The 18,396-nt window shown below is 51.1% G+C and carries 16 protein-coding genes; all 16 read left to right on the top strand.

Going from position 1 to position 18,396, the window contains the following annotated elements; translation table 11 throughout:
• The 16 genes from ACMGGR_RS15610 (at position 1) to ACMGGR_RS15535 (ending at position 18,329) form a co-directional block, all read left to right on the top strand.
• Positions 1 to 1,233, top strand: coding sequence for a hypothetical protein (locus tag ACMGGR_RS15610; protein WP_414147291.1), 1,233 nt, complete (start codon positions 1 to 3; stop codon positions 1,231 to 1,233).
• Positions 1,226 to 2,347: a hypothetical protein gene (locus ACMGGR_RS15605; protein ID WP_414147290.1), complete on the top strand. Its 1,122-nt coding sequence runs from the start codon at positions 1,226 to 1,228 to the stop codon at positions 2,345 to 2,347. The genes ACMGGR_RS15610 and ACMGGR_RS15605 overlap by 8 nt, the downstream gene beginning before the upstream one ends.
• 2 nt (positions 2,348 to 2,349) lie before the next feature.
• The gene (locus ACMGGR_RS15600) at positions 2,350 to 3,975 is read left to right on the top strand and encodes an ATP-binding protein (RefSeq protein ID WP_414147289.1); all 1,626 of its coding nucleotides are present in this window, start codon (positions 2,350 to 2,352) and stop codon (positions 3,973 to 3,975) included.
• On the top strand, positions 3,968 to 5,521 hold the full coding sequence (locus tag ACMGGR_RS15595; protein WP_414147288.1) for an alkaline phosphatase family protein: 1,554 nt from the start codon (positions 3,968 to 3,970) through the stop codon (positions 5,519 to 5,521). Before ACMGGR_RS15600 ends, ACMGGR_RS15595 begins: the two co-directional genes overlap by 8 nt.
• Position 5,522: 1 nt before the next feature.
• Positions 5,523 to 6,239, top strand: coding sequence for a TSUP family transporter (locus ACMGGR_RS15590; RefSeq protein WP_414147287.1), 717 nt, complete (start codon positions 5,523 to 5,525; stop codon positions 6,237 to 6,239).
• 18 nt (positions 6,240 to 6,257) lie between these two features.
• Positions 6,258 to 7,043 carry an HAD-IIA family hydrolase gene (locus ACMGGR_RS15585; RefSeq protein ID WP_414147286.1) on the top strand — a complete coding sequence of 262 codons (786 nt, stop codon included), beginning with the start codon at positions 6,258 to 6,260 and terminating at the stop codon, positions 7,041 to 7,043.
• Positions 7,044 to 7,052: 9 nt separating this feature from the next.
• Complete coding sequence (locus ACMGGR_RS15580) at positions 7,053 to 8,294, top strand: ATP-grasp domain-containing protein (protein WP_414147285.1); 1,242 nt, start codon at positions 7,053 to 7,055, stop codon at positions 8,292 to 8,294.
• A 50-nt stretch (positions 8,295 to 8,344) separates the two neighbouring features.
• A complete protein-coding gene (locus ACMGGR_RS15575) occupies positions 8,345 to 9,280 on the top strand; it encodes a DMT family transporter (protein ID WP_414147284.1) in 936 nt (311 codons plus the stop codon).
• A 3-nt stretch (positions 9,281 to 9,283) separates the two neighbouring features.
• The gene (locus tag ACMGGR_RS15570; protein WP_414147283.1) at positions 9,284 to 10,051 is read left to right on the top strand and encodes a metallophosphoesterase; all 768 of its coding nucleotides are present in this window, start codon (positions 9,284 to 9,286) and stop codon (positions 10,049 to 10,051) included.
• A gap of 1,500 nt (positions 10,052 to 11,551) precedes the next feature.
• Positions 11,552 to 12,511 carry a chemotaxis protein gene (locus ACMGGR_RS15565; RefSeq protein WP_246758633.1) on the top strand — a complete coding sequence of 320 codons (960 nt, stop codon included), beginning with the start codon at positions 11,552 to 11,554 and terminating at the stop codon, positions 12,509 to 12,511.
• Positions 12,512 to 12,654: 143 nt separating this feature from the next.
• Entirely contained in the window at positions 12,655 to 12,936 is a 282-nt protein-coding gene (locus tag ACMGGR_RS15560; RefSeq protein ID WP_414147282.1) for a hypothetical protein, read from the top strand.
• A gap of 106 nt (positions 12,937 to 13,042) precedes the next feature.
• On the top strand, positions 13,043 to 13,537 hold the full coding sequence (locus tag ACMGGR_RS15555; RefSeq protein WP_246758637.1) for a DUF1198 family protein: 495 nt from the start codon (positions 13,043 to 13,045) through the stop codon (positions 13,535 to 13,537).
• A 305-nt stretch (positions 13,538 to 13,842) separates the two neighbouring features.
• Positions 13,843 to 14,568, top strand: a complete 726-nt coding sequence (locus ACMGGR_RS15550) for a gluconate 2-dehydrogenase subunit 3 family protein (protein ID WP_414147281.1) — start codon at positions 13,843 to 13,845, stop codon at positions 14,566 to 14,568.
• A gap of 34 nt (positions 14,569 to 14,602) precedes the next feature.
• Positions 14,603 to 16,372, top strand: coding sequence for a GMC family oxidoreductase (locus ACMGGR_RS15545; RefSeq protein WP_414147280.1), 1,770 nt, complete (start codon positions 14,603 to 14,605; stop codon positions 16,370 to 16,372).
• 6 nt (positions 16,373 to 16,378) lie between these two features.
• Positions 16,379 to 17,626 (top strand): c-type cytochrome, encoded by a 1,248-nt coding sequence (locus tag ACMGGR_RS15540; RefSeq protein WP_414148980.1) that lies wholly within the window; start codon positions 16,379 to 16,381, stop codon positions 17,624 to 17,626.
• A 220-nt stretch (positions 17,627 to 17,846) separates the two neighbouring features.
• Positions 17,847 to 18,329 (top strand): hypothetical protein, encoded by a 483-nt coding sequence (locus ACMGGR_RS15535; protein WP_414147279.1) that lies wholly within the window; start codon positions 17,847 to 17,849, stop codon positions 18,327 to 18,329.
• The last annotated feature ends 67 nt before the right edge of the window (positions 18,330 to 18,396 follow it).

Genomic DNA, 18,396 nt, shown 5'->3' with positions numbered 1-18,396 from the left:
ATGGATAGCGAACTGTTTTTACTTTTATTTCAGCCTGGCGAGTTTTATGCGCCCCGTTCGGCCGTCACTTATCCCAACGTTATTTTAAAATGCGATGATAATGCGAGCCTTAAGGGAAATAACGCGCTGTTCCATCAGGAAAACGATCTGCTAGCTAGTCAGGTTATTACCGATGAAAAGAGTCTTGATATCGATCCGACAGCTTATCAATTTCACTATTTTACCGATTACCATCGTCAGTTGAAAAAGAGCAGTGAAGAACAGTTTGATGCTTTATTTAAAGAAATTAACCTGGGGCTGAAGTTTAATCAGCTAATGCCTGCCGTTGCTATACGAGTAGATAAAGAAAAAAGGGTAGCAAAACTTTACCATTTTAATGATACCGCCTGGCACGGCACTATTTTTGTAAAATATGCCGAAGTACCGATAAGTGAAGCAGCGGATGAGAACGGCTGGGCGCTCTGTACAGCGGCGCTGGCAGCGGCCTATCCGCGCCTGTTGCAATATCGTCATTTGCTGAACGATACCTGCTGGTATACGCGCTGGAAGCACGATATGGAGCTGGAAAGGAAATATACCTTTAAAGAGATCCCCAATACCTGGCAGTTGAATACCCGCCTCTATGAAGCTATTAATCTGCGCGGCGAGCTGCCGGGTTTTGTTCCCGAACTGGATATGAGTTTCCAGGTTTTCGACTATGACAACCATATTTTTGAGGTGATGGAAAAATCGGCTAAGGGCTATATTTCTTTCATTCCTCAGGCCAATCACAAGGTTGCCATTAAACAGAAATGGTTTGAAGAAAATGCTGAGCTGCGCAAAGAAAGTATCGTTTACGATATCGCGCTGCATCCTGAAGAGTATGAAGAAAAAGCCCGCGAAATGGCAGGCGGAGAGGTTAAACGCCTGGCACCTTTCCGCCGTAAACGTTTTGACGTCAACTTTGAATCTCTGGAAACAGGCAATATCTACGGGGTCTATTTCGATATTTGTCGCAGCCTCGACGATCCGGGTCGTTTCGCTTTTTCCCAGTGCGAAGTGGAATATTGCCGTTCCCGCACTTTCTTTGACTACAGCAACGTATTGAAAGAGTACGAACAGGTCTGCGCTTTTGTAAAAGCGTTCCTAGATCGGCAAGGCGTGGCCTTTGAACAAAATCTGTACTCCAAACTCGACTTTGCACGTGAAACCTATTCCGCTCTCGCTCAACAACAGGAAGTGACTCATGGTTAATTATATCGTTTTAGGAAGCTGGAAAATTCGCCATGATGAGCCAGTCTCCGCCAGTGAGCAGCCACTACGTTTTGTTGCTTTACCGCAGCAGGAGCCGGTAACGGATAAAAGTTTGCTCTGCGATCTGCGCGAGCTGGCCGGGTCGGTGCTGGATGCGCCAGAGGGCAAGCCGGTTGCAAATCTGACTTTAGCCAATCTCAACAGTGAAATCATACCGCTGGCGGTCGTGGCGAAAACGCCTACCGGCTGGATGCTGACGCATCTGGTTCATCGCGTTGAGGTTTGGGTAACCCATTTTCTGGCGATGGAAAACTTGCCGCAGCCTGTTAGCGAAGCCGCTTTGTTCACCACGCTCTGCGAGCAATTCCGCCAAAACTATCTGTATACCAATAACTTTGAATGCTATTACGAAAAAGGCATTCCGGATACCGAGCTGGAGCAAAAGTTTAATATTCAGCAGGATTATAACTTTTACGAGCTGAACGAGCGTTTTTACGCGGCGCTGGCCGACGGGCTTATTCCCCATTTTCGTCCCCATCTGGGGGATGAAATTGAGCACTGGAGCTACGACAACGACTTTTTTGAAATTGCGCCCAACGAGCAGCGTATGGCCGGTTACGTCTCTGTTATGCACTGGAGCCGCAAGAAAAAAGTCCGTTTTGACGAACCTGTTGTCACTTTCAAGAAAAAGCTTTATCAGGAAGATGCGCTGGAACGCTGGGAGCGCAATTATCACTTTAAACGCATTGATACCACGGCAGAAGAAGCGCTCAGCAGCTTCTTTGAGCTGCCCTTGCAGCAGCTGCCTGGCTGGCGGCGGGTGCGTCTGGATATCGCCTGTGAATATTTGCCGACCGGGGATATCTATATGTTGAACTTCGAAGACTGCCGTATTAAAGACGTTTATGCGGCGGCGGGCCGTTTGCAGCAGTGTGAAATCGAATACCTGAAAACGCGTGGCAAGGCTAATGAAACTAATATCTATGCCGGTTTTAATGCCCTGGTAAAAGTCGTGGAGGATTTTATCCATTCACAGGGGCTCACTTTTGAAAAAAACCACTATTCAAAACTGACTTTCCTGAAAGAGTTTCAGGCGATGGGCGAGGAAGTATAAGTATGGAATCGGTCATTCTGGATAACGATAAGCTGACTGTTGAAGTCGCCTGTGAAGATACGCAGCGGGCACTTTTTCAGCGGCTGCTGGCGTTTATTACGCCCGGTTTCGTGGTGCTGGATGCGGCAGAACAACCAGCGGATTTACAGCTTGCGCTGCACGACCAGAAAACATTTCTGCCCGAATGGAAGCGGGCCTGTACTGCCGACCATACCATCCGTCGCAGCACCGCCGAGGAGTTTAATATTGTGCTGCGCTGTGGCGAGCTGAGCGATGGCAGGCAGGTCGCCTGGCATGAGCGTGACCAGACGGGCTATGTCTGGCGGCACGGTAGCCAGCAGATGGCAATGTATGTCGGTCAGGGCAGCTTTATTCACCTGATTGAATTTTTCCGCTACTACCTGCTGGCGCTTGAGGCGGCAAAAGGGAGCCTGGTCCTGCACGCTACGGGCGTGGAGAACAGCGCCACGGGAAGTATAGTGGCGATTTGCGGTGTGAAAGGTGCCGGCAAAACCTCCACCATGCTGAATCTGACCACCTCCGGCGCGTTTCACTATTTTAGCGGCGACAAGCTGCTGGTTGATATCTGCGACGGCGAACTCAGGGTGCGCAGCTGGCCTGACTATCCGCATGTGGGGGCCGGAACGCTGCGCCAGCATCCGGAGTTTTGCCGTAAAATTGGTCTGACGCTTAATCGCCCACCGCTGGCAGGCGCTGATAACCGCGATAAGTTCCTGTTCGCACCAGAACTCTTTTATGGCGCGTTGGGCAAATCGACGCGGCGGGCAGCGACGCTGGAAGCCGTAGTACTGCCGGACGTGCTGGCCAGCGAACTGTCGATCAATCGCCTGAACGATGGCGAGAAAAGTTCGCTGGAAGACAGTCGCCTGTACGAAGATCCGTTCAAATTTCTTACCGCAACCTGGCACGGCCTTGCGCTGGCGCAGCCGGATGCTGCGCTGCTTACGGCTCATCAGGCGGTTCGTGAGCGGTTCCGCCAGCTGAACTGGTTGCTGCTTTCCGGCAATGTAGCGCCCGATGTGCTGGCGGCGAAATTAACACGGCCACAGCTCCGCCTGGCGCTGGTTGCCAGCAGCGGCTCCGGAAAAAGTACCACGGCCGGCCTGCTGAAAGAGGCCTTCCGCCAGCAGGGGCTAAGCGTCAGCATCGAAAAGCTGGCGCTGCCGCTCTATAACCTACAGCGCGCTTATTACAGCGAAATGGCCCAGACTATTGCCGAGAATGCGCAGCATCAGCTGTTAATGGAAAATATCGCCAGCAATTTACGTATGCTGAACCCGCGCTCATTAATTGACCATCTGTTCAGCCGCCTGCAGAAAAACCACGCGGATGTGATCCTGACCGATGATTTACGCGACAGGCAGACCGACTGGCCTGCGCTGGTCGAACAGGGATACGTAGTGATCCACGTGCTCTGCGATGAAAAAATCCGCCATCGGCGCCTGAGCGAACGTCACGATCTGCAGACGCAGGTGATCTCCTCGCTGGACGAAGATATCAACACTATCAGGCCTGACTTCAGGCTGGAAAATAATGGCGATCTCACGCAGCTCAGCGCAGCCGTCAATCAGCTGGTGACGCAGTTGATCGGAGGACAAAATGGCTAATTTATTACCGCGCGTCAAATGGGCGGTAATCGACGGATTACCTTTTTGGCTGTTAAAAAAATATCTTGATGATGCCTCGATGCCGAATCTTGCACGCCTGATGGCGCAGGGCGCGATTACGCCACTGGAGCCGCTGTGGCCAAACTGCCAGACGCCGCCTTCGCTGTTCTCTATCTGGAGCGGACAGCCTGCCACCACGCACGGCATCTGGGGATTTGACACGCCGCACGGCGAACAGCCTGGCGCTTTTCGTAACGGTTTTACCCACTGGCCGGCATCGGTAGAAATGGTTTGGGAGACCTGGGCACGGGCTGGCTATGACGTTCGTTTAAACCATATCCCTTTCGTTGATGAAGCGAAGCTGGGTGACCGGCTGGTTGCGCGCAGCGCTGTTTATGGCGAGACGCTTTATGACTCTCGTTTATTTACGGGTTCAATGTGCCTCAGCCTTGACCGCTATGACGTCACGCTCACCTTACAGCCGCTGGACGAGCGCCAGGCGCTGCTTCACGTGGATGGCGAATGCATCAGGTTTACGCAAAAGCTGGATCTGGATGTTTTTAACGATATAGCGCTGCCCGCTCCCTTAAAAGGCGCATTAACGCTGATGCCATGCCGGAGCGATGCTGGTCGGCTGCAGGGCGCGCTACTGGGTAAAAACCACTATTACCGTTCAGGTCGCGAACCCGCGCGTACCGGCCATCCGCCGGAAGCTGACTTCTGCCATGTTAGCCTGGCGAAGCTTTATCGCAACAATGAGCTGGGATTAAAAAAAGGGCAGGGCGGCCAGGGGAATGCGGAGAAAAAACTCTTTGCCAGCCTGGCGCGCGTGCATCAGAGCTTTAGCCAGGAGCTGAAAGAAAGCTTCGCGCAGCAGGATGCCGACCTTACCGTTGGCTACTATCCGGTTATCGATCTTGCGCTTCATGAAATCCTTAATCTTGAGCATATGGCGCAGGAAGATGATGAAATTGCTGGTTATTTTTGGAAAGTCATGGCGTGGGCGGAAACCGTGGTAGCCGCGCTGGCAGCCAACTGTCGCGAAGATGAGATCCTGATTATCAACTCCGACCACGGGATGCAGCCCATCAGTGACATTTACTATCTCAATCACTATCTGGCGCTGCACGGCTGGCTGGTTTTTGATGAAAAAGGGGAGATCGACTATGCCAACACGCGCGCAGCCTATCATCCTGCAGAAAATGGCACGTTGCTGATTCATGAGGCCTGCGACGCCTCACTGGTATGTGAACGCGTTTGCGCCTTCTTTAGCGAAGCGGGGCTGGAAGGAGCCAGAGTCGTGCGCCTGCCGCAGTCAGAAAGGCAGCAGGCGTTCGATACCGGCTGGTTTTTGCAACCGCCGGATGGCGTAAGGGTAAAAGCTTCCGCCTCCGCCATACCGGTTCGGCTCAGCGATAAGGCTGGCGATCACTGCGGCTACAGCCCCTTATCGGATCTGAAGGGAACGCTAATTTCTACTCACGGCGGGGCGCGTCCTTCGCTTATGCAAATGTACGACATAAAAGCCTTTATTCTGGATAACTGATATGGATTTGCACATTATCTTGATCGTTGCCCTGTTCGCGGTGGTTCAGTCTATCTTTGGTATGGGCCTGTTGGTATTCGGCACGCCCACGCTGCTGCTGATGGGCTATCCGTTTAGCGAGGTGCTGTCGATTCTGCTGCCGCCTTCGCTGACCATTAGCGCAATTCAGGTGTTGCGCCAGGGCAAACAGCAGAAACAGTTTGCCTTTTCGCTAATGAAGTTTTGCCTGCCGGTTCTCATCCTGTCGCTATGCTGGACGCTATTCAGTAAACAGAAGCTGAACTTTCATTACATCATCGCCGCTATTTTGCTTTTTACCGCTATTTCCCGCTACTCCTCGCGCATCTCCGCTTTCCTCTCCAGGTTTATCGAGCAGAATTCGCGTAAATATCTTGTGGTAATGGGCATAGTACACGGCATGACCAATATGGGCGGCAGCCTGCTTTCGACCTATGCAGTAACCCGCCACCAGTTAAAAAATGAGGTGCTGGGCTGCATCGTTACCGGCTATTTGCTTTTCGGTATCGTGCAGCTGGGAACTTTACACTATATCAATGCCCTGAACGTCAGCCTGACCACGCCGGTAACCTGTGTGGTGGCGGGCTCCGTTTTTATGCTGGTCGGCAGCCGTCTCTATAGCTGGATAAACGAACATTTTTATCAGAAGATTTTTACGCTTTTTATGCTGGTTTATGCGGCGCTGTTAATCTTCCACTGAGTCGGGACTGGATAAGTGATGAACACAACGAAAAACTATCAGGGCGTAATCCTGGACGTGGACGGCACGCTATTATTACACGGTAAAGCTTTACCTGGCGCGGGCGAGGCGGTACAGACGCTACGCCAGGCGGGCTATCAGCTGCGGTTTGTCAGCAACACCACCAGCCGTAGTGAAGCCCAGCTGGCGGCAGCCCTCTCTTTGCAGGGGGTCCACGCCAGCGCCGCTGAAATCCAGACTTCCGTCTCCGCCTGCCTCTATTACCTGCAAACGCATTTTCACGACAAAAAAGGCTTTATCGCCGTGCCGGAAGCGATCAAAGCGCGTTTCAATTCTCTGGCGCAAAGCGGCGAAAACCCCGATTACGTGGTGCTGGGCGATCTTGATGACGGTTTCGATTACGCCATTTTGAATCGTCTTTTCAACTTTCTGCGCAACGGCGCGCAGCTGGTGGTTTTCCATAAAAATCTCTGGTATTTCCGGGACGGTAAAACCTGGCTGGATAGCGGCGCTTTTACTCAGGCGCTGGAGCTGGCTGGCAACGCCCAGGCTATAGTGACCGGTAAACCTTCTCCGGTCATGTTTCAGAGCGCGCTCCGTTCTATGGCTTTGGAGAAAGAGCAGGTATTGGTTGCAGGCGACGATATCACCACTGATATTGTCGGTGCGCATAACGCCGAACTGGCCTCTGTGCTGGTGGGAACCGGTAAATTTAAGCCTGCGGATTTGCAAACGTCTTATGCGGATGAGCGTAATTTTATTTCCGTTATTGGCGAGCTGCCCGTCTGGCTGGGATGCAACTAAGGTAACGCAATGAAACTACTTAATATAGAAGTAACCTCACGCGGCGACGTGTTTAACAGCCGCTACGATATTTTTCGCCAGCAGAATGCGGCGCTCTATTACCTGACGTCCAGTAGCGATGCGGCGGACTATGACGGTTTTGCGGGCAAGCGCGTTGCGGCTTCGCAAGCTATGGACACTATCCTGAGCGAAGCGCTGGCGTGGCACCAGCAGGAAAACTTTGACGCAATCATCACGACCGATGAAGCCTCGGTCGTCGCTACGGCAATCGTGGCCGAAGCGCTGGGATTGCCTGGCGCAAGCGTAGCCGCCGCCAAAAACAGCCGCAACAAATATTTGATGCGGCTGGCACATCAGCAGGGCGGCGCGCCCCATCCTCCTTTTTACCTTTGCCATTCTCTGGCGCAGGCCGTGCAGGCGGGCAAAGAAATTGGCTATCCGGCGATCGTTAAACCCACGCTGGGCGGCAACGCAGAACACGTCTATCTCATCCGCAGCGAAGAGGCGATGCGCCAGCAGTTTCCCGTGGTCTGGGAGGCCAATCGCCGCTATTCCTACGGACAACACGAGGCTGAAGGTGTCGATCTGGGGCCGAATGCGCTGCTGGTCGAAGGTTTTCTGGCCGGCTCGGAACACTGCGTCGAAGCCTGGGTGCGCGATGGCGACATTCATATCGGATCGATTGCTGACCGGATTTCCGCAGAGCTTGAAATATTCGACAACGATCTCTACCGCACGCCCAGCGCGCTGTCGGCAGAAGAAACGGAAAAATTGCGAATAGCGCTGGAAGCGGGCGTCCGCGCTCAGGGCATTAGCCACGGCGTAGTACATGCGGAATTCCGTTTTCACCACGGCAAGGCCTATATTCTTGAGATTGCCGTGCGGGTTGGCGGCGGCAGCCTTTATAAGATGGCGCGCCTGAGCTACGGCTACTGTCCGGTTACGGCCGCGTGCCGCGTGGCGATGCGGCAGCCGCTGGCAGCGAAGCCGCTCGAAAAAACGGGACGGGTGGCCGTTGGCCTGACCATGCTGTGCCAGCAGGGAAGAATTAGCCGCATCGCCGTGCCAGAAAAGGTTGCCTCACATCCGGCGGTATTTAATTTGGGCATACTTGCCCATGAGGGCGATTATCACTATCGGCCGCCTGCCGGGAACGATATTTTTGGTTATATAGGGGTAACGGCCGACTCCCAGGCGGCGGCTATTGAACTGGCTTCCGAACTGTTTGCGCAAATTGATATTGCGTTCTGAAAATAAATCGGGCCTTGTTGTAGGGCAAACTGCAATAAAAAGGAAAGGTTATGAATGATTCACGCAGGCTGGGCGCGTTGCTGGTATTGGCTTTTTTAATCATGGCCAATGCCAACGCCGTCTTTTCCGGATGGCTTCTGCAATCGGTTCCGCCTTTTACGCTTCTTTTCTGGGGCTTTTTTATTACCACGCTGTTCTTTTTTGCTCGACTGACCGGTTCGCAGGGCGTGGCCGCGCTGAAAATTCCCCGCGCTTCGCTGGGGGGCTTAATCACGTTGAATCTGGCCAGCGGGGTCAGCTGGATTGGCTATTACTACGCGCTAAAGTTTATTGAACCAGCTATTGTCAGCGCGCTGATGGGCTGTATTGGCCCATTATTTATTCTTTTCATCGGCTTTATCACCCAACGCCAGCTATCCGTTAACCAGATGATTACCTCGCTGGGCATAGTTGCGGGCACCGCCGTGCTTGCCTGGGCGTCCATTGCCGATCGCTCTGCTATACAAAACGTCACGGCTCACCACGTCTTGCTTGGGCTGGGCGCGGCGTTTATCGGCGGCTTTGGCCAGGTATTAACCACGCTATCGACTAAAGGCCTGGCGAAGCAGAACTGGAGCGCCAGCCAGATTATGGCCCACCGGTTTTATCTGCTGACCGCAGTGGCGGCAGTCGTGGCGTTAAATGGCCCCGGACTGCTGCCGGATTCGTCAACAAACATGATGCTGACGGGCGTGGTCTCCGTCTTCGGCATTCTGCTGCCGCTCTGGCTGCTGCAAAAAGGGATTATTATCTCCTCGCCTTTTACCGTCTCGGTGCTTTTATCGCTGGGGCCGCTAATGACGCTGCTTTTTCAGGGGCTGGATTCGCGACTGCTATGGTCAAATATGTCCGTTATCGGCTGCGGCATGATTGTGCTTGCCACCATCAATAATTTCGCCTTCAGCCAAAAAGCTCCCGTTGTCAGCCGCACAGAAAACGAAGGATAAATAATGTCGGAAACCAGGCGTCGCGCAGTAGAAATAGTGCAGATAACGGATCTGCATTTAATGGCAAACGAACGGCTATTGCTGAAGGGCGTTAATACTGCGCAAACGTTAAACAGCGTCCTGACCGCGATTGGGCAGACTTCTTATCACCGGCTAATCGCAACCGGTGATATTTCAGAAGATTTTTCTGCTGCCTCTTATGAGACGTTTAAAACGTTGCTGGCACGACACCGCATTGCCTCGCTGGTGTGCCTGAGCGGCAACCATGACGATCCTGTAATGATGCAGGAAATTCTCGGGCCGGTAGCGTTACCCAGAATATTTTGCGAGGGTGAATGGCTGTTTATCGGGCTAAACACCACAATTAAAGGCGAAGATGAAGGCGAAATAGCGGCAGTGGAACTGGCGCAGCTGGATAGCCTGCTTGCACAGCATCACGCAAAATTTGCCGCAATATTTATGCATCATCACGCGCTACCGGTACAAAGCGGCTGGATTGACCGCTATGGCCTGAAAAATGCGGCCGATCTTTTAGCACTGGTGGCGCGTTATCCTGAAATAAAAGCTGTTATCGGCGGGCATGTACATCAGGCTTCGGTGCAAACATGCAAGGGGACGCTTTTTTACACTACACCAGCGACTTCAATACAGTTTGCTCCTCTCAGCGAAAAAGCAGAAGTTTCGGCTACGCCGCCAGCCTGGCGAAAATGGTACTTCTGGCCCGACGGGCGTATCAGCGATGAGATATTTTTTGTCAGCGGATCGGATTAAAGCGCTTTATGCCAGCTAGCGCTGTTTTCAGCGCTCGGCAAAACGGGCTATGCCGGGTCAAATGCCTCAACTAAACAGTGCCGTTCTGGCGCCTTCCATTAAAACACAAAAAATCTGCTCTATGATAACCGGCCTGAAAGCACTGACGCGGCGGCATTTGCCAGGCAGCAGCAGCAACGCCTTGCCGCAGAAGGACTTTTACACTGGTTATCGTAGCGCGCAATCCCTTCGGTCACCTGCTGGCCACTTTGCCTGAGGATAGTTACCACTTCGCTCAGGAGCCTGGGTGGGGGGATTCTTAGCTCAATGAAATGACGTAAGGCCTGATAAATGTGGCCTGACTACCATTTCAATCAACTGCTGGGCTTTTGCAAAGCTAAAACGTTTTAACCGGCTTGTCTCCCAGGTAATTCTGCGGGGGGAAACTGAAAATGCTCCATAGAACCCGTGACTTACTCTTACAGTAGCGCCCGTAATGCCCGTAATTCCGGATAACAGGCATAAAAAAGCCCGCTTAAATAGCGGGCTTATCCAACACTGTGTAGTCTGGAACAAAATCAGCCAAAGGCTGGAAAACAGAACAATTCACTCTCGAACTACAGCACGTTAATGTGTAGCTTCAAAAATATAGACCATATGCTCAAAATTGCCGGGAATAAATGATTTTATTTTGAATAAAGTTGTTTTGCCTGTCGATTTGCATTAAGGCCGTTTATTTGATTGCCAACTGGCTTTTATGTGTACAATTTAAAAAGTAAAGTTCTATCGCGAAAATGCGATGAGCGTGCCTTTTCTTGCAAAAAAGGCCCGCAGGGAGCTGCGGGCAAAATGGTAGCAAACCTCGTTGTTATGGGGTTGTATTTTAAATGTTTTTAATAATCGAATGTTGACTATTATCAAGTCAGGGATAGATAGTCTGTTACGTTCAGACTTAGCTGTTAAAAATCATTATTAATTCTGTTTTGTAGCTGATTCTTTAGTTAAAATTGGTTCGCTGGCGAAATTAATAAAATTTCCTGAACATCTACGAAAAACAGTGTAGATATTTGTGGCAAATAAAAAATGGCTAATTCAATAAGCAATTATGAAAAGAGCGTGCAATTTTTTTTAAAATGGACATGATGAATCATCATCAATTCTCACCAAAATTTTCTAAGCGCCTTATCTAAAAGGGTTAAATACATACTGGCATATCTCTACTAGCGCTGGCGCAATCCTTTATCTGGCAGAAAATGAAACGCATTCGGAACCCTTTGGCATGTGAGAGACGACCTGACCGACAGAAGAAAGTCGCTACAACCGCTCAAGATAGCACCTGATACCGCCCGAGACGTTCAGGTGATGGCACCTTGCAGGCCATGAATGGTTAATGTCATAACTCTTTTATCCTCCCCCTGTACTTTTCTTCACCATTGCCGATAACACTGACAGAGTGATAAGCCGCGTGCCGTTGTACGCCGCTTACCAGCGTACAAACAGCCAAGCAACCCAGAGGTAGTGATGGATAATTTTCAGAAAGAGATTGATGAGAGAGCGAATCTCGCCTTATCCAATAAATTTGAGCTTCTGCTGTTCCGTTTAGGTTCAGATCAGAACGATGCAAAATCGGAACTGTTTGGCATCAACGTATTTAAGCTGCGCGAAATCGTTACCATGCCGCCGATTACCAAAGCGGCAGGTATGAAGTCACCGCTGCTGGGTATGGCCAATATCCGCGGTCAGTTTATTCCGGTAATCGATCTGCCTGCGGTAACGGGCTGCACGCCGGAAACCGGGCTGAATTTGCTGTTAGTTACTGAATACGCCCGCAGCACCCAGGCTTTTGCCGTTGAATCGGTGGACGATATCGTGCGTCTTAACTGGAACCAAATCCATACTGCCGAATCCGGGATCAGCAGCCGCAACATTACCAGCATCGCCTGTCTGGATGATAAAACCAACAGTATGGCAATGGTGCTGGACGTTGAGCAGATCCTTCACGACGTCATCCCTTCCGTACGCGACGTTAAAGCGGATGACGTTAAGCTGAAAGCGTTTAATATCAAACCGGGTTCAGTTGCGATTGTCGCCGAAGATTCTAAAGTGGCGCGGCAGATGCTGGAGCAAGGCTTAAAAGTAATGGGCATTCCAGCGGTAATGCACAACACAGGCCGCGAAGCCTGGGAGAAAATCAAGCTGATGGCCCAGCAGGCGATGGCGGAAGGCGTATCTATTCACGATAAAATCGCGATGGTATTAACCGATCTGGAAATGCCTGAAATGGACGGCTTTACGCTAACCCGTAATATAAAAGGTGATTTAGGCCTGAAAAATATTCCCGTGGTTATTCACTCTTCGCTTTCGGGCAGCGCCAACGAAGATCACGTCCGTAAAGTGGGTGCAAACGGTTATGTCGCTAAGTTCGAGATTAACGAACTTTCCGCGGTAATCCATAAAGTGCTGGAAGAAGCAGGCAACTGATAGTGACTGGCGGTTAGCTGACCGCCAGTAGCCTGACCTTAGTGGCTTTTACTACTTCCTGATACTGTTTTTATGGTTAGTGCACTGGCGAGAGGAAAAAAGTATTCTGTCCTCTCGCTCTGTCAGACCATAAGGAGATCAGGATGACAATGCTGGAAGTAATAAAAATCATTTATCTTAATAAAGAGAAGGGCGACTTCTTAAAATATGAGATCCTCGCCGATGAGACAGGTAAAGCCACGCTGGCTCTGGCGCACATATCGTTACAACATCAGGTTGGTCTGCTCTCTTATGCCGTGTGGACCAAGGTCGATGAAATAATTTTACCTGCCGAAAAAATGACGGGCCAGACGGCTGGCGAAACGCTACAGCTTGCTGTTGATATGTGTGTTAAACATCGTGCTGAGTGGCAGCAGCAAATTTAAAGTCACGCATTTTTCTGGTTAAAGGCTGTCTTTGTGCAGGTTTGCCTTCTACGCAAGCCTGCTGCTAATCTGGCGTCCTTCACGCTTGCTACTTTCGGAACTGTACATGATTTGGTTAATGCTTTTGACGCTGGCCGTGGTATTTATCATTGGTTTTCGCGTGCTTAATTCCCCTTCGCGACGCGCTACCGGCGCGCTGACTAAACGCCTGAATATCGATCCGGTTTATGTTGAATCGTTGCTTAGCCTGATGGGACGTACTGCCGGAGAAGAGTTTGTCGCTTATCTTTCCCGCGACAGCGAAGCACACCTGAGTAACGCCGCCAGCGTGCTGTTAATCTGGCAGCTTTTTCTGGTCGACGAGTCTGAAGAGAATATTGCTTTCTGGCGCGGCGTACTGCGTGAAGCCTGGCTTCCCACCGAGCTTTCCGGCGAGCATGTTCGTCTGGCGCTTAGCTTCCTGCGTGAACTGGAACCGGATGCACAGGAAATGCATGCGTTTCGCCTGCGTTATAACGCCCGCTTTGCGCCGCTGGCGGCTAATGAATCATCTGCGCAAAATAATGTTGTCTCTATCCATTCTCATTCTCATCACCACTGAATAATTTTTCCCGTCTGTTCAGCGCTGGCATTATCACCGGTTTGAATTATCTGCAACGTATTACAGGGGAAATGTACATTTATTCGGCAGAAAAGTAATGCATACGCGCAATTTGCAATCAAAACATTTTAATATCAATTTAATTTCAAATTTATAACAAAGTTATAAAACTTAACTAAAAATAAAATCACGTCAATTCTTACATTTAGACATAAATGTTATCCATAACATTACTGACTTTCTGGTCGATAACAAAATTTATTAAACCAAATTACATTTTATTATCACGTGAGAGTCGTAATGATATGTTGCTACAAAAAGAAACTACCCGGCGTAAGTTTTTACTGGGATCGCTATTAGCTTTACCGCTAGGCGAACTGGTCTTCAAAGGATTGACTGCGGCCCAGGCTGCGGAAATGGCCGCTCCCGATCTACTCGACTACAAACCCATTTTCTTCTCCGCCAGTGAATGGCAGTTTATTATGGCAGCCTGCGATCGCCTTATTCCCGCTGGCGGCAAAGGCAAGGCGCCTGGCGCACTTGAAACCAACGTACCGATTTTTATCGATCAGCAAATGCACGGCGATCTCGGCAGCGAAATTTATATGCAGGGACCGTTTGAGCCACACGCGCCCGCCACGATGGGTTATCAGATTCCATTCCATCCACAACAGATCCTGCAAACCGGTATCCGCCTGATTGACGGCTGGTGCCAGCAACGGCATCAGAAAGCCTTTCACCAGCTGGCGACAGCGGATCAGGAAGCCGTGCTCAACCAGGTGCAAAAAAATCAGATCAGCTTCGCCGATCTTGGCGAAAGCGCGCTACAGGGATCGCAATTCTTCAGTGAGCTGCTCTCAAATACCAAACATGGCTATCTCTCCGATCCTATGTATGGCGGCAATAAAGGGATGAAGGCCTGGATAGCTATCGGCTTTCCCGGCGCGCGCGCCAGCTATATGGAGTGGGTAAAACAGCACAACGTGCCGTACCCGCTTGGCCCGATAAGCATCAAAGGCGAGCAGGCCTGAATTTTTCTCTGATTGCAGACTGACAGGATCAAAAATGGCAACGGTAAATAAAGAAGAAGTCGACGTCGTCGTCGTCGGCCTGGGCTGGGCTGGCTCGCTGATGAGCATTGAGCTGGCGATGGCCGGATTGAAAGTACGCGCGCTGGAACGCGGTGGCGACCGTGGATATGAAGAGTTTGCTTATCCTAAACCGGCAGATGAGTACGCTTACGGCGTACGTAATAAAGTAATGGCGACTCCGGCAGAAGCTGCTGTGACCGTCCGTTATAACATGAGTCAAACCGCATTACCGACCCGCAAATGGGGCGCCTTCGCACCCGGCACGGGCGTAGGCGGTTCCGGCCTGCACTGGACGGCGGTGCTTATTCGTCCCACGCCAACCGATTTAAAATTAAAAACCTATGCAGATCAGGCTTACAAGCCGGGTATCCTGCAGGAAGATATGCGTATCATGGATTTCCCGTTCAGCTGGGATGAAATTGAGCCGTACTATACTAAGTTCGAACATATTTGTGGGCAGTCTGGCAATACGGGCAATTTGCGCGGGCAAATACTGGAAGGCGGGGATCCGTTTGAAGGGCCACGTTCAGAACCTTATCCGCTCCCGGCACTGGAAGATACGCTAAACAACACAATGTTTGTTAAAGCGGCCAAAAAGCTGGGTTATCACCCCTTTCCGAATCCTTCCGCCTGTGTGTCGCGCGCCTGGACTAACCCTTATGGCAACCAGATTGCGCCATGCAACTACTGTGGCTATTGCAGTAAATATCCTTGCCTGAACTACTCTAAAGCATCGCCGCAGACCGCCGTAATGGATGCGCTTAAGCGTATGGATAACTTTTCCTACGAAGTGCATGCCAACGTGATGAAAGTCGTGCTACATGACGATAAAAAAACGGCAAAAGGCGTAATTTACATTGATGCGCAAGGCAATGAGTGCTTCCAGCCGGCAAAAATTGTTGTGTTGAGCAGCTTCCAGTTTTGTAACGTACGCCTGATGCTGCTTTCCGGCATTGGCAAGCCTTACAATCCTGTTACCGAAGAGGGAGTGGTTGGCCGTAACTATGCCTTCCTGAGCAATGGCGGCTCGACGCTGTTCTTCAAAGACAAAAACTTCAATCCTTTTGCGACCGCAGGCGCCACCGGCCAGATGTTTAATGACATTTCGCCCGGCAACTTTGACGGTCCATCGCTGGGCTTTATTGGCGGCGCAAAAATCCATAGCTCGCAGGCAACCGGCACGCCAATCAGTACTGCGCTGCCAAAGGGCACGCCAGCGTGGGGAACTGGCTGGAAGGAAGGGCTGGAAGAGTGGTACGGCCATTCAATGAAAATCAGCATCACCACGACCTGCCAGTCTTATCGCGATATCTATCTCGACCTGGACCCGAACTATAAAGATGAATATGGCTATCCGCTGCTGCGTATGACTTTCGACTGGAAACAGAACGAGCTGAAACTGCAACAGTATCTGAAGGGGATAGTCAGTAATATCACCAAAGAGCTAAATCCGGACAGCTACAGCGAAAGTTTCCTGCCGATGGATGCGCACTTTGACCTGACCAAATATGTCTCTACCCACAACGTGGGCGGCGCGGTCATGGGCGACAACCCCAGAACGTCAGCGCTGAATAAATATTTGCAAAGCTGGGATGTCCATAACGTGTTTGTGCCGGGCGGTAATGCTTTTCCACAAAATTTCCAGGCTAACCCTACCGATACCATTGGCGCAATAACGCTGATGGCGGCGCAGGCTATTAAAGATATTTATTTGAAAAACCCCGGACCAATGGTACAGGCGTAAGCGATGATGAAAATTAAATATTTAATCGCCGGAGCCGGGCTGCTGAGCGCCGGTTCCGTACTGGCGGCAACGGCCGACAACAGCGAACTGCAACAGGGCGAATATCTTTCCCGGCTGGGCGACTGTAGCGCCTGCCATTCACTGCCAGGCAAAGCGCCATTCTCCGGCGGTCTGGCTATTGAATCTAATTTAGGTACGATTTATTCAACCAATATTACGCCGGATAAAGAGCACGGTATTGGCAATTACAGCGAACAGCAGTTTTCTGATGCGGTAAGAAAAGGCGTATTGCCGGATGGCTCACGGCTTTATCCGGCTATGCCTTATCCGGATTACGCCAAAATCAGCGATAAAGATATGCACGCGCTGTACACCTGGTTTATGCAGGGCGTCAAACCGAGTGCGGAAGCGCCGCCTGAAACCAGCCTGAGTTTTCCGTTCAGCCAGCGCTGGGGCATGCGCTTCTGGAACTGGGCGTTTGTTTCCGATAAGCCTTTCCAGCCTGTTGGCGGTGCATCGGCAGAGGTAAACCGTGGTGCCTATCTGGTGGAAAGCCTGGGACACTGCGGCAGCTGCCATACGCCTCGCGGTTTGGGAATGAATGAAAAAGCGCTGGACAGCGGCGATAAAACATTCCTTTCCGGCGGTAGCCTCAACGGTTGGGAAGTCCCTTCGCTGCGCGGTCTGCCGCGCTGGACGGAGCAGGAAACCGTCGATTACCTGGCGACGGGCCGTAACGATAAGGCGGCAGTAGGCGGCGAAATGACTTCGGTGGTAGAACACAGTACTTCTTATATGAGCGACGCCGACTTGAAGGCGATTACGGCATACCTGAAGTTTCTGGGCGGTAATCCCGCCGTTATTGCCAGCGATGACAAAGCAGCCAGCGCGACGGAAACCAGGCTAACGGCAGCCAAAAACCTGACTTCCGGCGAACGTCTCTATTTGGACAACTGCGGGGCCTGTCACTTTGTCACGGGCAAGGGCGCGCCTGGCGTGTTCCCACAGCTGGACGGGGCCACTATTGTTAACGCAGGCGAGCCAACAGGGTTAATCCACACTATCCTTGCGGGCGCGCAGCAGCCTTCTACGGCGAAAGCGCCCTCCACGTTGGCCATGCCCGGTTTTGCTTCTCGCCTGAGTGATGAACAGGTCGCGCAGCTGGCAACCTTTATTCGCCAGGGCTGGGGTAATAAAGCGTCGGCGGTCAACGCGGGCGACGTGAAAAAGGTCAGAGAAACACTGAAGCATTAATGTCATAACGGAGAGGTGCAATGCCTCTCCGCAATTGTTTATAGTGGTTAGCCCTCATAAAAGGCGCACGCCTTTTTCCTCCACTTTCCGATAGTTTCACTCGTTACATCTTGTTTTCTGGAGAGATGCCGCATTTTGGTAAAGCTTTTGCCGTTGCGCTTTGAAAGAGGGAGGCGTACCGTTTGTTTATTGTTTCGCCGCTTATGACAGGAGTCACCGCATGGAAAGCCGCATGGAAAAAGTTGAAAACCAAAGTAGCCTGATGCAGCAGGATATTGCCACATTAAAAACCGATGTCTCAGTGCTGAAAACGGACGTATCGGTGTTGAAAACAGACGTATCGGTGTTGAAAACGGATGTATCGATGTTGAAAGCGGACGTATCGGTACTGAAAACGGACGTATCAGTGCTGCAAAAAGATGTTTGCGAGTTGAAAATTGACGTTTCAGTCTTAAAAACCGATGTCTCAGTGCTGAAAACCGATGTTTCCCAGTTAAAGCAGGACGTATCGCTTTTGCAGCTGGACGTAGGCGTGATCAAATCTAATTACGCTACCAAAGAAGATATTCTCGGCCTCGATCTCAAAATAGAAGGGCTGAGGAGCGAACTGTATAAGGCTATTTCCGCCCAAACCTACTGGTTTGTCTCTGCGCTCTTTGGTCTCTTAGTCACCGGACTCGGGTTAGCTAAAATCCTTTTTTAGCCTGAACCGCGTCGTTAAACATTCACGCCGCTCGCGTTTTTTACTAATAAGAACAATCTATGACAGT

Source organism: Erwinia sp. BNK-24-b, from assembly GCF_047456155.1.
Taxonomy (GTDB): domain Bacteria; phylum Pseudomonadota; class Gammaproteobacteria; order Enterobacterales; family Enterobacteriaceae; genus Erwinia; species Erwinia phyllosphaerae.
This window is presented reverse-complemented; position numbering and strand designations above follow the sequence as displayed.

Coding starts and splice junctions, on each gene's coding strand:
- ACMGGR_RS15610 (WP_414147291.1), top strand. CDS start 1: ATGGATAGCGAACTGTTTTTACTTTTATTTCAGCCTGGCGAGTTTTAT.
- ACMGGR_RS15605 (WP_414147290.1), top strand. CDS start 1,226: ATGGTTAATTATATCGTTTTAGGAAGCTGGAAAATTCGCCATGATGAG.
- ACMGGR_RS15600 (WP_414147289.1), top strand. CDS start 2,350: ATGGAATCGGTCATTCTGGATAACGATAAGCTGACTGTTGAAGTCGCC.
- ACMGGR_RS15595 (WP_414147288.1), top strand. CDS start 3,968: ATGGCTAATTTATTACCGCGCGTCAAATGGGCGGTAATCGACGGATTA.
- ACMGGR_RS15590 (WP_414147287.1), top strand. CDS start 5,523: ATGGATTTGCACATTATCTTGATCGTTGCCCTGTTCGCGGTGGTTCAG.
- ACMGGR_RS15585 (WP_414147286.1), top strand. CDS start 6,258: ATGAACACAACGAAAAACTATCAGGGCGTAATCCTGGACGTGGACGGC.
- ACMGGR_RS15580 (WP_414147285.1), top strand. CDS start 7,053: ATGAAACTACTTAATATAGAAGTAACCTCACGCGGCGACGTGTTTAAC.
- ACMGGR_RS15575 (WP_414147284.1), top strand. CDS start 8,345: ATGAATGATTCACGCAGGCTGGGCGCGTTGCTGGTATTGGCTTTTTTA.
- ACMGGR_RS15570 (WP_414147283.1), top strand. CDS start 9,284: ATGTCGGAAACCAGGCGTCGCGCAGTAGAAATAGTGCAGATAACGGAT.
- ACMGGR_RS15565 (WP_246758633.1), top strand. CDS start 11,552: ATGGATAATTTTCAGAAAGAGATTGATGAGAGAGCGAATCTCGCCTTA.
- ACMGGR_RS15560 (WP_414147282.1), top strand. CDS start 12,655: ATGACAATGCTGGAAGTAATAAAAATCATTTATCTTAATAAAGAGAAG.
- ACMGGR_RS15555 (WP_246758637.1), top strand. CDS start 13,043: ATGATTTGGTTAATGCTTTTGACGCTGGCCGTGGTATTTATCATTGGT.
- ACMGGR_RS15550 (WP_414147281.1), top strand. CDS start 13,843: ATGTTGCTACAAAAAGAAACTACCCGGCGTAAGTTTTTACTGGGATCG.
- ACMGGR_RS15545 (WP_414147280.1), top strand. CDS start 14,603: ATGGCAACGGTAAATAAAGAAGAAGTCGACGTCGTCGTCGTCGGCCTG.
- ACMGGR_RS15540 (WP_414148980.1), top strand. CDS start 16,379: ATGAAAATTAAATATTTAATCGCCGGAGCCGGGCTGCTGAGCGCCGGT.
- ACMGGR_RS15535 (WP_414147279.1), top strand. CDS start 17,847: ATGGAAAGCCGCATGGAAAAAGTTGAAAACCAAAGTAGCCTGATGCAG.